The sequence below is a fragment of the Aquisalimonas asiatica genome (genome assembly GCF_900110585.1).
Taxonomy (GTDB): Bacteria; Pseudomonadota; Gammaproteobacteria; order Nitrococcales; family Aquisalimonadaceae; genus Aquisalimonas; species Aquisalimonas asiatica.
Genome location: NZ_FOEG01000008.1, coordinates 1 through 12,083 on the forward strand (window position 1 = coordinate 1; position 12,083 = coordinate 12,083).

Consider the following 12,083-nt stretch of genomic DNA (forward strand, 5'->3'; position numbering starts at 1 on the left):
TATTCGTCCGACGGTGAAGACGGTGTGCACGGGTGTTGAGATGTTCCGCAAGCTGCTGGACCAGGGCGAGGCGGGCGACAACATTGGTGCGCTGCTGCGTGGTACGAAGCGTGATGACGTGGAGCGTGGTCAGGTGCTGTGCAAGCCGGGTTCGATCACGCCGCACACGAAGTTCGAGTGCGAGGTGTACATTCTGTCGAAGGACGAGGGTGGTCGTCACACGCCGTTCTTCAATGGGTATCGCCCGCAGTTTTACTTCCGTACGACGGACGTGACGGGTTCCTGTGAGCTGCCGTCGGGTACGGAGATGGTGATGCCGGGTGACAACGTGCAGATGACGGTGTCGCTGATTGCGCCGATCGCGATGGAAGACGGTCTGCGCTTCGCCATCCGCGAAGGCGGCCGCACCGTCGGTGCCGGCGTCGTATCGAAGATTGTTGAGTAAGCCGATATGACTACCAATCAGAAGATTCGTATTCGACTCAAGGCGTTCGACCACCGGCTGATCGATGTGTCGGCCGGTGAGATCGTCGAGACCGCGAAGCGGACCGGCGCCCAGGTGCGTGGTCCCATTCCGCTGCCGACGAAGAAGGAACGCTACACGCTGCTGATCTCGCCGCATGTGAACAAGGATGCGCGGGATCAGTACGAAATCCGGACGCACAAGCGTCTGATGGACATCATCGACCCGACGGACAAGACGGTGGACGCGCTCATGAAGCTCGACCTGGCCGCCGGTGTCGACGTACAGATCAAGCTTTACTGAAGCGTTACGCTAAGCAGGGCCCGGCCGCGCCGACCGGTGCGGTCAGGGCTCTTTGTCTCTGGAAGAGGTAACGATGGCTATCGGAATCGTCGGTCGTAAACGCGGCATGACGCGGATCTTTACCGAGGACGGCGCGTCCGTCCCGGTGACCGTGATCGAGGCCACCCCGAATCGCATCACGCAGCTGAAGAACGCTGACGTGGATGGATATCTGGCGGTGCAGGTCACGGCAGGTTCGCGTCGGCCGTCCCGGGTGACCAAACCCCTTGCCGGGCACTTTGCCAAGGCGGGTGTGGATGCCGGTCGCGGCCTGTGGGAATTCAGGCTCGCGGAAGGCGAGGAAACGTCGCTGGAAGTTGGCGGTGAGATCAAGGTCGATACCTTTGAGGCCGGGCAGCACGTCGACGTGCGCGGGGTCAGCAAGGGCAAGGGCTTTGCCGGTGGCGTTAAGCGCCACAACTTCGCCACACAGGACGCCACCCACGGTAACTCGAAGGCCCACCGGGCGCCGGGTTCCATCGGTCAGAACCAGTCCCCGGGGCGTGTGTTCAAGGGCAAGAAGATGGCCGGGCAGATGGGGAACAAGGCGGTCACCGAGGCGAACCTGGAGATTGTCCGGGTGGACGCCGAGCGCAACCTGCTGCTGGTCAAGGGTGCGGTTCCGGGTGCAACCGGTTCCGATGTCATCGTCCAGCCGACCGTCAAGGCGGTTGAAGGGAGGAGCAGCTGATGGAACTCCAGACCCATGGCGGCGGCAAGGTAACGGTATCCGACGCAGCCTTCGGCCGCGAATTCAACGAAGGCCTGGTACACCAGGTCGTCACCGCCTACCTGGCCGGTGGCCGCGCCGGGACCAAGGCGCAGAAGAGCCGCGCGGAAGTCAGCGGCGGCGGCTCCAAGCCCTGGCGTCAGAAAGGCACGGGCCGTGCCCGGGCCGGCACGATCCGCAGCCCGATCTGGCGCAGTGGTGGCAAGACGTTTGCAGCGCGGCCGCGGGATTTCTCGCAGAAGGTCAATCGCAAGGCCTATCGCGCCGCGATTAGCAGCATCTTCTCCGAGCTGGCGCGCCAGGATCGCCTGGTGGTCGTGGATGGCTTCGACGTGGAAGAGCCGAAGACCAAGACGCTGCTGGCGAAGCTGAAGGAAATGGGCACGACCAACGCCCTGATCGTCACCGAAGCGGACTCCGACAACCTGTATCTGTCCTCGCGGAACCTGCCCGGGGTGGATGTGACGGACACCGCTGGCCTGGACCCGGTGAGCCTGGTTGCGTTCGAGAAGGTCGTGATCACGGTTGACGCGCTCAAGCGCGTTGAGGAGTGGCTGGTATGAACCAGGAACGCATGTACGAGATCCTGCTGGCGCCGCACGTTTCGGAGAAGAGCACCGTGGTGGCGGAAGACGCCGACCAGGTGGTTTTCCGGGTCAAGCGCGATGCCAACAAGCGGGAGATCAAGGAAGCCGTCGAACAGCTGTTCGACGTCAAGGTGACGGATGTGCGCACCGCGCTGATGAAGGGCAAGGTCAAGGGCTTTGGTCGCATCAAGGGGCGCCGTCCGAACTGGAAAAAGGCCTACGTGGCCCTCGAGGCTGGCCAGGATATCGATTTCCTGGGCGGTGAATAACGAACGCACAGCGACGGATAGAAACCATGTCACTGCTCAAGGCGAAACCGACATCACCAGGGCGCCGCTTTGTCGTCCAGATTCGGAACGACGAGCTGCACAAGGGCGCACCGTATGCGCCGCTGGTCGAGAAGAAGTCGCGGACGGGCGGCCGCAACAACGCCGGACGGATCACCACCCGGCATCGCGGCGGCGGTCACAAGCAGCAGTACCGCGTCATCGACTTCAAGCGGAACAAGGACGGTATCCCGGCCAAGGTCGAGCGCCTGGAATATGACCCCAATCGCAGTGCGAATATCGCATTGCTACTTTATGCGGACGGCGAGAGAAGGTATATTATCGCGCCTCGCGGGGTTCGGGTCGGCGCCCCGATCAGTTCCGGGCAGGAAGCACCCATCAAGCCCGGGAATGCTCTGCCGATGCGCAGCATCCCGATTGGTACGCAGATCCACTGCGTTGAGTTGCGGCCCGGCAAGGGCGCGCAGCTGGTTCGCTCCGCGGGGACATCGGCGCAGCTTGTTGCCCGTGAAGGCAACTACGCAACCATTCGGCTGCGTTCTGGCGAAATGCGGAAAGTGCCGACGGAATGCAAGGCGACGGTTGGCGAAGTCGGCAACCAGGAACACAGCCTGCGCTCGCTGGGCAAGGCCGGTGCCACGCGTTGGCGTGGTCGTCGGCCGACGGTTCGTGGCGTGGTCATGAACCCGGTGGATCACCCCCATGGTGGTGGTGAAGGTCGCACTTCCGGTGGTCGCCATCCGGTGACGCCCTGGGGTGTGCCGACCAAGGGTTACAAGACCCGCAAGAACAAGCGGACGGATCAGTACATCGTTCGCGCCCGCGGCAAGAAGAAGCGCAGCTAACAGGTAGAGGTCGTACTCGTGCCACGTTCAATGAAAAAGGGTCCGTTCGTTGACAGCCACCTCCTCAAGAAAGTCGAGGAAGCGGCGGAGGCGAACTCCAAGCGGCCGATCAAGACCTGGTCGCGGCGTTCCATGGTCGTCCCCGACATGGTCGGGCTGACCATCGCCGTGCACAACGGCCGGCAGCATGTGCCGGTCCTCATCAACGAAGAGATGGTCGGCCACAAGCTCGGCGAGTTCGCGGTGACGCGGACGTATCGCGGTCACATGGCTGACAAGAAGTCCAAACGGTAGGGGTGACTCATGGAAGTCGCAGCGAAACACAGGTATGCCCTGATCTCGCCGCAGAAAGTGCGGCTGGTCGCCGATCAGATCCGGGGGCAGTCCGTGGGCTCCGCCCTGCAGACGCTTGAGTTCAGCCCCAAGAAGGCGTCCGGGATCGTCCGCAAGGTGCTGCTGTCGGCCATTGCCAACGCCGAGCACAACGACGGCGCTGATATCGACGAGCTTCGTGTGTCGTCGATCATGGTTGACGAAGGGCCGATGTACAAGCGGATCCAGGCGCGCGCCAAGGGCCGCGCGAACCGGATCCTCAAGCGCACCAGCCACATCACCGTGAAGGTGGCTGAGGAGTAAACGGGAGCAGTCATGGGTCATAAAGTCCACCCGACCGGATTTCGTCTGGGCGTTACCGAAGACTGGCGTTCCATGTGGTACGCCAAGAACACCGATTTCGGTGATTACCTCAACACCGATCTCAAGGTGCGGGAGTTCATCAAGAAGAAGCTCTCGCACGCGTCCGTGAGCACGATCCGGATCGAGCGGCCGCCGAAGAACGCGCTGGTGACCATCTACACCGCGCGTCCGGGCATGGTGATCGGCAAGAAGGGCGAGGACATCGAAGTCCTGCGCCGGGAAGTGAGCAAGCTGATGGGTGTGCCCGTGCACATCAACATCGAGGAAGTTCGCAAGCCCGAGCTCGATGCCCAGCTGGTGGCGGAGAACGTGGCCCAGCAGCTCGAGCGGCGCATCATGTTCCGGCGTGCGACAAAGCGCGCGGTTGGCAATGCCATGCGTCTGGGTGCCCAGGGCATCAAGATCAACGTGGCCGGCCGGCTGAACGGTGCCGAGATTGCGCGCACCGAGTGGTATCGCGAGGGCCGAGTGCCGCTGCATACCCTGCGGGCGAATATCGACTACGGCTTCGCCGAGGCGCATACCACCTATGGTGTGATCGGTGTGAAGGTGTGGGTGTTCAAGGGCGAGATCCTGGAGCCGGAGTTCTTCCAGAAAGGGGAAGGCAAGGTGGATCGCGCCGGGGCGAACAAGTAAGGATTGACTAGCCATGTTGCAACCCAAGCGGACGAAATTTCGCAAGCAGCAGAAAGGCCGGAATTACGGGCTGGCGAACCGGGGCGACAAGGTTAGCTTCGGTGAGTTCGGCATGAAGGCCACTACCCGTGGCCCCGTGACGGCGCGTCAGATCGAGGCAGCGCGACGGGCGATCAACCGTTACGTTCGGCGTGGCGGCAAGATCTGGATTCGGGTGTTCCCCGACTATCCGGTCACGTCCAAGCCGCTTGAAGTGCGCCAGGGTAAGGGTAAGGGCAACGTCGACCACTGGGCCGCGCGGATCCAGCCCGGTCGCGTGCTGTATGAGATTGAAGGGGTTTCCGAGGAAGTGGCCCGCGAGGCGTTTCGCCTGGCGGCGGCCAAGCTCCCGGTCAAGACCCGGTTTGTTTCCCGGACGGTGCTGTGATGAAAGCGAGCGAACTTCGGAATAAAGACATCGGCGAGCTCGAGAAGGAGCTGCTCGAGAAGCGCAAGGAGCAGTTCAATCTGCGCATGCAGGCGGCGACCGGGCAACTGGGTCGGCCTGACCTTGCCAGGGCCGCGCGCCGTGACGTTGCGCGGATCAAGACCGTGCTGAACGAAAAGCGCAAGGCGGGTGAGCAGTCATGAGTGAGCAGACGAAGACCAGGCGGACGCAGGTCGGCCGTGTTGTGAGTGCAAAGATGGACCGGACCATTACGGTCTATTTCGAGCGCATGGTGAAACATCCGCTGTACGGTAAGTTCATCCGTCGTTCGACCAAGCTCCACGCGCACGACGAGAACAACGAGTGCCAGGAAGGGGATTGGGTGTCGGTGGAGGAATGCCGGCCCATGTCCAAGACCAAGTCCTGGAAGCTCGTCGAAGTGATCGAGCGCGCGCGCCGGTAAGAGGTTACGGCGACCGGAATACAGCCGGTGGCCCTGAGGAACAACTGAAGCGGGTAGAACACGATGATTCAGATGCAGACCCTGCTGGATGCGGCGGACAACAGTGGCGCCCGCGAAGTCCAGTGTATCAAGGTCCTTGGCGGTTCCCGGCGCCGGTATGCCGCGATTGGCGACATCATCAAGGTGAGCGTCAAGGAGGCTATCCCGCGTGGCCGCGTCAAGAAGGGCGAGGTATACAACGCGGTTGTGGTACGCACCCGCAAGGGCGTCCGCCGGCCGGATGGTTCGGTGATCCGCTTTGACGGCAACGCCGCGGTGCTGCTGAACAATCAGCTGGCCCCGGTCGGTACGCGCGTCTTCGGTCCCGTGACCCGTGAGCTGCGGACGACGCAGTTCATGCGGATTATTTCGCTGGCACCTGAAGTGCTGTAAGCGGAGAGAGGATCTCATGCAGAAGATCAAGAAGGGTGACGACGTCATCGTTGTCGCCGGAAAGGACAAAGGCCGCCGTGGAACCGTCGTGCGCGTGCTGCGCGACGAGAACCAGGTCGTGGTCGAGAACGTCAACATGGTCAAGCGCCACATCAAGGCGAACCCGCAGCGTGGTGAGTCTGGCGGCATCCAGGAGAAGGAAGCGCCGGTGGATCTGTCGAACGTGCAGATCTACAACCACAAGGCCGGCAAGGGTGACCGTGTTGGCATCAAGGTGATGGAGGACGGCCGCAAGGCCCGTTACTTCAAGTCGAACAACGAACCCGTCGACGCGTAGGTGTGGTCATGGTCAGGTTGCAGGAGCAATACAGAAACGAGGTGATCGGGCAGCTGCGCGAGCAGTTCAACTTCCGTAACGTCATGGAAGTGCCCCGGATCACCAAGGTGACCGTGAACATGGGTCTCGGCGAGGCAGTCAAGGACAAGAAGATCGTTGACAATGCCATGGCCGACATGGCCGCCCTGACGGGGCAGAAGCCCACGATCACCTACACGCGGAAATCCATTGCCGGGTTCAAGATCCGCGACGGATGGCCCATTGGCTGCAAGGTGACGCTGCGCCGGGACATCATGTGGGAGTTCCTGGATCGCTTCATCAACGTGGCGGCCCCCCGGATTCGTGACTTCCGCGGGTTCTCCCCGAAGTCGTTCGACGGGCGCGGCAACTACAACCTGGGTGTTCGTGAGCAGATCATCTTCCCGGAGCTTGAGTTCGACAAGGTCGACAAGATCCGTGGGATGGACATCACGATCACGACCACCGCGAAGACAGACGAGCAAGGCCAGGCGCTGCTGGAAGCGTTCGGCTTTCCGTTCCGGAAATAGACGAGGACGATATGGCAAAGGCTTCGATGGTGGCGCGTGAAGAGAAACGGGCGCGCCTCGTTCGTAAATACGCCGAGAAGCGTAAGGCTCTCAAGGCCGTGATTCAGAATCCTGAAAGCACGGAAGACGAGAAGCTGGATGCGCAGGAGAAGCTGCAGAACCTGCCGCGGAACTCCAGCCCGGTGCGGCAGCGTAATCGCTGTCAGGTGACCGGCCGGCCGCGCGGCTACTACCGCAAGTTCGGCCTGGCGCGGAACAAGCTGCGGGAAGAAGCGATGAAAGGGATGATTCCGGGGCTGACCAAGTCCAGCTGGTAATCGTCTTTCACGGCCCGGATACAGATCAAGACAGGTAAGTACACGATGAGCATGACAGATCCTATTGCGGATCTCCTGACCCGCATTCGCAACGCACAGACTGCGAACAAGGCAGAGGTCTCCGTGCCTTCCTCCAAGCTGAAGCAGGCCGTCGCCGGCGTGCTCAAGGAGGAAGGTTACATCGAGGATTTCCGCATCGAAGGCGAGGAGAAGAAGCCGGTGATCGTCATCCGGCTCAAGTACTTCCAGGGCCAGCCCGTCATCGAGCGGATTCAGCGGGTGAGCCGGCCGGGCCTGCGGATTTTCAAGGACAAGACCTCCCTCCCGAAGGTCAACGGAGGGCTGGGGGTTGCAATTATTTCCACCTCACGCGGGGTTATGACCGACCGCGCCGCGCGGACTGCGGGCGTGGGCGGTGAGGTCCTCTGCGAGGTCTTCTAAAGACAGGATCAGATCCATGTCCAGAGTAGCGAAGCAGCCGATCAAGATTCCGTCCGGCGTCGAGGTGAAGTTCGATGGCAAGGACGTGACGGTCAAGAGCAGCAAGGGTGAGCTCCACTTTCACATCCACGATGAAGTCAACGTGGTGGAAGAAGAGGGGGAGCTGCGGTGCAGCGCGGTCAAGGACCGGCAGTCGAGCATCGCGCTTGCGGGGACGACCCGCGCCATCCTCAACAACATGGTCACCGGGGTGGCCGACGGCTTCGAGCGCAAGCTTGAACTGCGCGGCGTCGGTTACCGCGCCCAGGCCCAGGGGAGCACCCTGAACCTGACGCTCGGGTTTTCCCATCCGGTGAACTACGCCGTGCCGGACGGGATTACCGTCGAGACGCCGAGCCAGACCGAGATCGTGGTCAAGGGCATCGATAAACAACGTGTTGGCGAAGTGGCCGCGCAGATTCGCGCCTATCGTCCGCCGGAGCCTTACAAGGGCAAGGGCGTTCGGTATGTGGGCGAACGTGTGGTCATGAAAGAAGCCAAGAAGAAGTAGCAGGTAGGGATTATGGATAAGAAGGCAGCACGTCTGCGCCGCGCCCGTCGGGGCCGGATGAAGATCCGCGAGCTGGGCACCTACCGGCTGAGTGTCCATCGGACGCCGCGGCACATGTACGCCCAGGTCATCGAAGCCGACGGCAGCAAGACCGTCGCCGCTGCGAGCACGCTGGAGAAGGATCTGCGCGGCAAGCTCTCCTCCACGGGGGGCGCAGCCGCAGCAGAGGCGGTCGGCAAGCTGATTGCCGAGCGGGCGAAGGCCGCCGGCGTCGAGCGCGTTGCGTTCGATCGTTCCGGCTTCCAGTATCATGGCCGCGTCCGGGCGCTGGCCGATGCCGCCCGTGAGGGCGGACTGCAGTTCTAACGGAGGCATGTAACGATGGCGATGAACGACAGCAACACCGACGGCCTCCAGGAAAAGCTGATTACGGTCAACCGGGTGGCCAAGGTGGTCAAGGGTGGCCGCCAGTTCGGCTTTACCGCGCTGACCGTCGTCGGTGACGGCGAAGGCCGTGTCGGCTTCGGGTATGGCAAGGCACGTGAAGTGCCTGCCGCCATCCAGAAGGCGATGGAGAAGGCCCGGGCCAACATGGTCACCGTGCGCCTGAACGGCGGCACGCTGCAGTATCCCGTGACCGCCTGGCACGGCGCCAGCAAGGTGTTCATGCAGCCGGCCTCGGACGGTACCGGAATCATCGCCGGTGGCGCGATGCGCCCCGTGTTCGAAGTCATGGGCGTGCACAACGTGCTGGCGAAGAGCCTCGGTTCCCGGAATCCCATCAACGTCGTGCGCGCCACGATCAACGGTCTCGCGGCGCTGCAGTCGCCCGAAGACGTGGCGGCGAAGCGCGGCAAGACGGTCGAAGAGATCCAGGGTTAATCATGGCCAAGAAGAAGCAGCTCAACGTCACTCTGCGCCGTAGTCTGAACGGCCGCACGGAAAAGCACAGGGCCTGCGTGTCGGGTCTGGGACTGCGCCGCATGCACCACACGGTGACGGTGGAGGATACCCCGGAGAACCGCGGCATGATCAACAAGGTCTCGTATCTGCTGAATGTCGAGGAGGCCTGAACCATGCGTCTGAATACACTGAAACCTGCTGTCGGCAGTCGGAAGGAGCGCGACCGCGTTGGCCGTGGGATCTCCGCCGGCGGCGGCAAGACGGCCGGGCGCGGCCACAAGGGCCAGCACTCCCGTTCGGGTGGTTACACCAAGGTCGGCTTCGAGGGCGGTCAGATGCCCCTGCAGCGCCGTGTGCCCAAGAGCGGGTTCCGGTCGCGCAAGTCCATGGTGACTGCCGAGGTCCGTCTGTCGGAGCTCAAGTACGTGGACGGCGGCGTCGTTGATCTGGATTCGCTCAAGAAGGCTGACGTGATCCCCATGCGGGCACGTGCGGCGAAGATCATCGAGTCCGGCTCGGTTGAGCAGGCTGTCACCGTCAAGGGTGTGCGCGTGTCCAAGGGCGCCAGAGCCGCTATCGAGAAGGCGGGCGGTTCCGTCGACGCCTAACTCGCACTTCCGCTTTCCGGCAGGCTGAGCCCAAATGTCCTCACTCGGTGGAATCGCCAAACTGACCGAAGTTCGCCAGCGCCTGATGTTCGTTCTGATGGCGCTGGTGGTGTTTCGTGCTGGTACGCATCTGACCATTCCAGGTATCGACCAGGAAGCGATGCAGCAGATGTTCGACCAGCAGGCCGGCACGATCCTGGACATGTTCAACATGTTCTCAGGGGGCGCGCTGGAGCGTCTGTCCATCTTCGCCATCGGCATCATGCCGTACATCTCCTCGGCCATTATCATGCAGCTGTTGACTGCAGTGGTGCCGTATCTTGAGCAGCTCAAGAAGGAAGGCGAGGCTGGCCGGCGCAAGATTACCCAGTACACCCGTTACGGCGCGCTCGGGCTTGCCATCGTGCAGGGTATCGGCGTGTCGGTTGCGTTGCAGAACCAGGGGGTCACCCACGCCGGGGCGGGGGCTGGCTTCGATCTGGCATTCGCGTTCACGGCGACAGTGACGCTGGCCACCGGGACCATGTTCCTGATGTGGCTGGGTGAGCAGATCACCGAACGGGGGATCGGCAACGGTATTTCGATCATCATCTTCGCGGGCATTGTTGCGGGGCTGCCGAGCGCCATTGGTGGCACGCTGGAGCTTGCGCGCACCGGCGAGATGAGTATGCCGCTGGTGGTGGTGCTGTTCATCGGGGTGCTGCTGATTACCGCTTTCGTGGTGTTCGTGGAACGGGGGCAGCGGCGCATCACGGTGAATTATGCCAAGCGTCAGCAGGGCAGGAAGATGGTCCAGGGGCAGAGTACCCATCTGCCGCTGAAGCTGAACATGGCCGGGGTTATCCCGCCCATCTTCGCGTCGAGCATCATTCTGTTCCCGGCAACACTGGGTACGTGGTTCAGCGACCCGGAAGGCACTGGCTTTGTCGCGCAGCTTGCGCAGACGCTACGTCCGGGCGAGCCGCTGTACGTGCTGTTCTACGCCACCGCGATCGTTTTCTTCTGCTTCTTCTATACCGCGCTGGTGTTCAACTCGCGTGATACAGCGGACAACCTGAAGAAGTCCGGTGCGTTCATCCCGGGGATCCGCCCCGGTCAGCAGACGGCAAAGTACATTGACGGCGTCATGACCCGGCTGACGGCGGCAGGTGCGGTCTACATCACCGCGGTCTGCCTGTTGCCGGAGTTCCTGATCCTGTACTGGAACGTGCCCTTCTACTTCGGCGGGACGTCACTGCTGATCATCGTCATCGTGGTGATGGATTTCATGGCACAGCTGCAGTCGCACCTGGTGTCCCATCAGTACGAGCCGCTGATGAAGAAGTCCAACCTGAAGTCGTTCGGCCGATCCGGCGTGCCGCGCTGATCGGGCGCGCCGATATCGCGATCCGGGGGCGCATTCGCCTGAAGAATCTGGTATATTACGCGCCCTTCGCGTCAGGCGCAGACAGTTTTGGAGAAAGATCATGAAGGTACGTGCTTCGGTGAAGAAGATTTGCCGGAACTGCAAGATTATCCGGCGCGGTGGTGCCGTGCGGGTGATCTGCACGGAGCCCCGGCACAAGCAGCGCCAGGGCTGACAAGGCTGGCGCTTGAAGACAGGTTACAGATTTAGCTAACATTGCGGGTTTTCCGCACAAACCAGGAGTGTTGCTCATGGCGCGTATTGCTGGCGTCAATGTCCCGGACAACAAGCATGCCGTGATTGCGCTGACGTATATCTACGGTATCGGACGGTCTGCGGCTGCGGAGATTTGCGACGAAGCCGGCGTGACCCGGGATCGGAAGATCCGGGATCTGGCCGAGCACGAGATCGAGGCGATTCGGAACGCCATCGGCAACAACCATCTGGTGGAAGGTGACCTGCGGCGCAAAGTCGCAATGGACATCAAGCGCCTCATGGACCTGGGTTGCTACCGGGGGCTGAGGCATCGTCGCGGCATGCCGGTGCGGGGTCAGCAGACGCAGACCAACGCGCGCACCCGGAAGGGGCCGCGTCGGGCCGTTCGCAAGTAACAACCATTTGGAGTCGCCCAGAGCGGCGGCCAGTAACTGGGATTCATCGCTATGGCGAAAGGTGCAACGCGGACGCGGAAACGCGTCACGAAGACGGTTGTCGATGGTATCGCGCATATCAACGCGACCTTCAACAACACCATGATCATGATCACCGACCGGCAGGGCAATGCGCTGAGCTGGGCGAGCGCTGGTGGCAGCGGCTTCCGTGGTTCGCGCAAGAGCACCCCGTTCGCGGCGCAGGTCGCGTCGGACAGGGCCGGTACTGCGGCCAAGGACTACGGTCTGAAGAACCTGGAAGTCCGGGTCAAGGGGCCGGGGCCGGGGCGTGAATCCGCGGTGCGGGCGCTGAACAACGCCGGTTTCAAGATTACCAACATCTCCGACGTGACGCCCATCCCCCATAACGGGTGTCGTCCGCCGAAGAAGCGTCGCGTCTGACCGACTGGAGCAAC

At 62.2% G+C, this 12,083-nt stretch carries 26 protein-coding genes; all 26 read left to right on the top strand.

The features are described 5' to 3' along the window. Positions 1–445 (top strand): EF-Tu C-terminal domain-related protein (locus tag BMZ02_RS14550; RefSeq protein WP_342707946.1); only part of this gene is annotated, 445 nt, incomplete at its 5' end. 6 nt (positions 446–451) lie between these two features. Next, positions 452–766 carry a 30S ribosomal protein S10 gene (gene rpsJ / locus BMZ02_RS14555; RefSeq protein WP_091645214.1) on the top strand — a complete coding sequence of 105 codons (315 nt, stop codon included), beginning with the start codon at positions 452–454 and terminating at the stop codon, positions 764–766. Between the two features lie 73 nt (positions 767–839). After that, positions 840–1,496: a 50S ribosomal protein L3 gene (gene rplC, locus BMZ02_RS14560; RefSeq protein ID WP_091645216.1), complete on the top strand. Its 657-nt coding sequence runs from the start codon at positions 840–842 to the stop codon at positions 1,494–1,496. Beyond that, the gene (gene rplD, locus BMZ02_RS14565; RefSeq protein WP_091645218.1) at positions 1,496–2,098 is read left to right on the top strand and encodes a 50S ribosomal protein L4; all 603 of its coding nucleotides are present in this window, start codon (positions 1,496–1,498) and stop codon (positions 2,096–2,098) included. Before rplC ends, rplD begins: the two co-directional genes overlap by 1 nt. Beyond that, complete coding sequence (gene rplW, locus BMZ02_RS14570) at positions 2,095–2,391, top strand: 50S ribosomal protein L23 (RefSeq protein ID WP_091645219.1); 297 nt, start codon at positions 2,095–2,097, stop codon at positions 2,389–2,391. Before rplD ends, rplW begins: the two co-directional genes overlap by 4 nt. Positions 2,392–2,417: 26 nt before the next feature. Then, complete coding sequence (gene rplB / locus BMZ02_RS14575; RefSeq protein WP_091645221.1) at positions 2,418–3,254, top strand: 50S ribosomal protein L2; 837 nt, start codon at positions 2,418–2,420, stop codon at positions 3,252–3,254. Positions 3,255–3,272: 18 nt separating this feature from the next. Further along, positions 3,273–3,548 (top strand): 30S ribosomal protein S19, encoded by a 276-nt coding sequence (rpsS, locus tag BMZ02_RS14580; protein WP_091645222.1) that lies wholly within the window; start codon positions 3,273–3,275, stop codon positions 3,546–3,548. A gap of 9 nt (positions 3,549–3,557) precedes the next feature. Further along, positions 3,558–3,890, top strand: a complete 333-nt coding sequence (gene rplV / locus BMZ02_RS14585) for a 50S ribosomal protein L22 (RefSeq protein WP_091645224.1) — start codon at positions 3,558–3,560, stop codon at positions 3,888–3,890. Positions 3,891–3,902: 12 nt separating this feature from the next. After that, positions 3,903–4,586 (top strand): 30S ribosomal protein S3, encoded by a 684-nt coding sequence (rpsC, locus tag BMZ02_RS14590; RefSeq protein WP_091645226.1) that lies wholly within the window; start codon positions 3,903–3,905, stop codon positions 4,584–4,586. Between the two features lie 13 nt (positions 4,587–4,599). Beyond that, positions 4,600–5,013: a 50S ribosomal protein L16 gene (gene rplP / locus BMZ02_RS14595; protein WP_091645228.1), complete on the top strand. Its 414-nt coding sequence runs from the start codon at positions 4,600–4,602 to the stop codon at positions 5,011–5,013. Beyond that, a complete protein-coding gene (gene rpmC / locus BMZ02_RS14600; protein WP_091645229.1) occupies positions 5,013–5,216 on the top strand; it encodes a 50S ribosomal protein L29 in 204 nt (67 codons plus the stop codon). The genes rplP and rpmC overlap by 1 nt, the downstream gene beginning before the upstream one ends. Next, complete coding sequence (gene rpsQ / locus BMZ02_RS14605) at positions 5,213–5,476, top strand: 30S ribosomal protein S17 (protein WP_091645231.1); 264 nt, start codon at positions 5,213–5,215, stop codon at positions 5,474–5,476. The genes rpmC and rpsQ overlap by 4 nt, the downstream gene beginning before the upstream one ends. A 63-nt stretch (positions 5,477–5,539) precedes the next feature. Continuing rightward, positions 5,540–5,908, top strand: coding sequence for a 50S ribosomal protein L14 (gene rplN / locus BMZ02_RS14610; RefSeq protein WP_091645233.1), 369 nt, complete (start codon positions 5,540–5,542; stop codon positions 5,906–5,908). Between the two features lie 16 nt (positions 5,909–5,924). Then, positions 5,925–6,245, top strand: coding sequence for a 50S ribosomal protein L24 (gene rplX, locus BMZ02_RS14615; protein ID WP_091645235.1), 321 nt, complete (start codon positions 5,925–5,927; stop codon positions 6,243–6,245). An 8-nt stretch (positions 6,246–6,253) separates the two neighbouring features. Then, entirely contained in the window at positions 6,254–6,793 is a 540-nt protein-coding gene (rplE, locus tag BMZ02_RS14620; protein WP_091645237.1) for a 50S ribosomal protein L5, read from the top strand. 11 nt (positions 6,794–6,804) lie between these two features. Further along, positions 6,805–7,110, top strand: coding sequence for a 30S ribosomal protein S14 (gene rpsN / locus BMZ02_RS14625; RefSeq protein WP_091645239.1), 306 nt, complete (start codon positions 6,805–6,807; stop codon positions 7,108–7,110). A 45-nt stretch (positions 7,111–7,155) separates the two neighbouring features. Then, a complete protein-coding gene (gene rpsH, locus BMZ02_RS14630; protein WP_091645241.1) occupies positions 7,156–7,551 on the top strand; it encodes a 30S ribosomal protein S8 in 396 nt (131 codons plus the stop codon). A gap of 16 nt (positions 7,552–7,567) precedes the next feature. Then, complete coding sequence (rplF, locus tag BMZ02_RS14635; RefSeq protein ID WP_091645242.1) at positions 7,568–8,101, top strand: 50S ribosomal protein L6; 534 nt, start codon at positions 7,568–7,570, stop codon at positions 8,099–8,101. A gap of 12 nt (positions 8,102–8,113) precedes the next feature. Further along, positions 8,114–8,467: a 50S ribosomal protein L18 gene (gene rplR, locus BMZ02_RS14640; protein ID WP_091645244.1), complete on the top strand. Its 354-nt coding sequence runs from the start codon at positions 8,114–8,116 to the stop codon at positions 8,465–8,467. A 15-nt stretch (positions 8,468–8,482) separates the two neighbouring features. Beyond that, the gene (rpsE, locus tag BMZ02_RS14645) at positions 8,483–8,983 is read left to right on the top strand and encodes a 30S ribosomal protein S5 (RefSeq protein ID WP_091645245.1); all 501 of its coding nucleotides are present in this window, start codon (positions 8,483–8,485) and stop codon (positions 8,981–8,983) included. Between the two features lie 2 nt (positions 8,984–8,985). Beyond that, positions 8,986–9,174, top strand: coding sequence for a 50S ribosomal protein L30 (rpmD, locus tag BMZ02_RS14650; RefSeq protein ID WP_091645247.1), 189 nt, complete (start codon positions 8,986–8,988; stop codon positions 9,172–9,174). Positions 9,175–9,177: 3 nt separating this feature from the next. Next, entirely contained in the window at positions 9,178–9,612 is a 435-nt protein-coding gene (gene rplO, locus BMZ02_RS14655; RefSeq protein ID WP_091645249.1) for a 50S ribosomal protein L15, read from the top strand. A 34-nt stretch (positions 9,613–9,646) separates the two neighbouring features. Continuing rightward, positions 9,647–10,978, top strand: a complete 1,332-nt coding sequence (gene secY, locus BMZ02_RS14660; RefSeq protein ID WP_091645250.1) for a preprotein translocase subunit SecY — start codon at positions 9,647–9,649, stop codon at positions 10,976–10,978. 100 nt (positions 10,979–11,078) lie between these two features. Next, on the top strand, positions 11,079–11,192 hold the full coding sequence (gene rpmJ / locus BMZ02_RS14665) for a 50S ribosomal protein L36 (RefSeq protein ID WP_070977974.1): 114 nt from the start codon (positions 11,079–11,081) through the stop codon (positions 11,190–11,192). A 76-nt stretch (positions 11,193–11,268) separates the two neighbouring features. Continuing rightward, complete coding sequence (rpsM, locus tag BMZ02_RS14670) at positions 11,269–11,628, top strand: 30S ribosomal protein S13 (protein ID WP_091645252.1); 360 nt, start codon at positions 11,269–11,271, stop codon at positions 11,626–11,628. Positions 11,629–11,679: 51 nt separating this feature from the next. Further along, complete coding sequence (rpsK, locus tag BMZ02_RS14675) at positions 11,680–12,069, top strand: 30S ribosomal protein S11 (RefSeq protein WP_091645254.1); 390 nt, start codon at positions 11,680–11,682, stop codon at positions 12,067–12,069. The last annotated feature ends 14 nt before the right edge of the window (positions 12,070–12,083 follow it).

What these genes read in the sequence shown, in the direction of transcription:
- rplE (WP_091645237.1), top strand. Translation starts at nt 6,254, where the DNA reads ATGGTCAGGTTGCAGGAGCAATACAGAAACGAGGTGATCGGGCAGCTG.
- rpmJ (WP_070977974.1), top strand. Translation starts at nt 11,079, where the DNA reads ATGAAGGTACGTGCTTCGGTGAAGAAGATTTGCCGGAACTGCAAGATT.
- rpsE (WP_091645245.1), top strand. Translation starts at nt 8,483, where the DNA reads ATGGCGATGAACGACAGCAACACCGACGGCCTCCAGGAAAAGCTGATT.
- rplV (WP_091645224.1), top strand. Translation starts at nt 3,558, where the DNA reads ATGGAAGTCGCAGCGAAACACAGGTATGCCCTGATCTCGCCGCAGAAA.
- rplC (WP_091645216.1), top strand. Translation starts at nt 840, where the DNA reads ATGGCTATCGGAATCGTCGGTCGTAAACGCGGCATGACGCGGATCTTT.
- rpsK (WP_091645254.1), top strand. Translation starts at nt 11,680, where the DNA reads ATGGCGAAAGGTGCAACGCGGACGCGGAAACGCGTCACGAAGACGGTT.
- rplN (WP_091645233.1), top strand. Translation starts at nt 5,540, where the DNA reads ATGATTCAGATGCAGACCCTGCTGGATGCGGCGGACAACAGTGGCGCC.
- rplX (WP_091645235.1), top strand. Translation starts at nt 5,925, where the DNA reads ATGCAGAAGATCAAGAAGGGTGACGACGTCATCGTTGTCGCCGGAAAG.
- rpsH (WP_091645241.1), top strand. Translation starts at nt 7,156, where the DNA reads ATGAGCATGACAGATCCTATTGCGGATCTCCTGACCCGCATTCGCAAC.
- rplF (WP_091645242.1), top strand. Translation starts at nt 7,568, where the DNA reads ATGTCCAGAGTAGCGAAGCAGCCGATCAAGATTCCGTCCGGCGTCGAG.
- rpmC (WP_091645229.1), top strand. Translation starts at nt 5,013, where the DNA reads ATGAAAGCGAGCGAACTTCGGAATAAAGACATCGGCGAGCTCGAGAAG.
- rpsC (WP_091645226.1), top strand. Translation starts at nt 3,903, where the DNA reads ATGGGTCATAAAGTCCACCCGACCGGATTTCGTCTGGGCGTTACCGAA.
- secY (WP_091645250.1), top strand. Translation starts at nt 9,647, where the DNA reads ATGTCCTCACTCGGTGGAATCGCCAAACTGACCGAAGTTCGCCAGCGC.
- rplB (WP_091645221.1), top strand. Translation starts at nt 2,418, where the DNA reads ATGTCACTGCTCAAGGCGAAACCGACATCACCAGGGCGCCGCTTTGTC.
- rpsN (WP_091645239.1), top strand. Translation starts at nt 6,805, where the DNA reads ATGGCAAAGGCTTCGATGGTGGCGCGTGAAGAGAAACGGGCGCGCCTC.
- rplW (WP_091645219.1), top strand. Translation starts at nt 2,095, where the DNA reads ATGAACCAGGAACGCATGTACGAGATCCTGCTGGCGCCGCACGTTTCG.
- rpsJ (WP_091645214.1), top strand. Translation starts at nt 452, where the DNA reads ATGACTACCAATCAGAAGATTCGTATTCGACTCAAGGCGTTCGACCAC.
- rpsM (WP_091645252.1), top strand. Translation starts at nt 11,269, where the DNA reads ATGGCGCGTATTGCTGGCGTCAATGTCCCGGACAACAAGCATGCCGTG.
- rpmD (WP_091645247.1), top strand. Translation starts at nt 8,986, where the DNA reads ATGGCCAAGAAGAAGCAGCTCAACGTCACTCTGCGCCGTAGTCTGAAC.
- rplR (WP_091645244.1), top strand. Translation starts at nt 8,114, where the DNA reads ATGGATAAGAAGGCAGCACGTCTGCGCCGCGCCCGTCGGGGCCGGATG.
- rplO (WP_091645249.1), top strand. Translation starts at nt 9,178, where the DNA reads ATGCGTCTGAATACACTGAAACCTGCTGTCGGCAGTCGGAAGGAGCGC.
- rpsQ (WP_091645231.1), top strand. Translation starts at nt 5,213, where the DNA reads ATGAGTGAGCAGACGAAGACCAGGCGGACGCAGGTCGGCCGTGTTGTG.
- rplD (WP_091645218.1), top strand. Translation starts at nt 1,496, where the DNA reads ATGGAACTCCAGACCCATGGCGGCGGCAAGGTAACGGTATCCGACGCA.
- rplP (WP_091645228.1), top strand. Translation starts at nt 4,600, where the DNA reads ATGTTGCAACCCAAGCGGACGAAATTTCGCAAGCAGCAGAAAGGCCGG.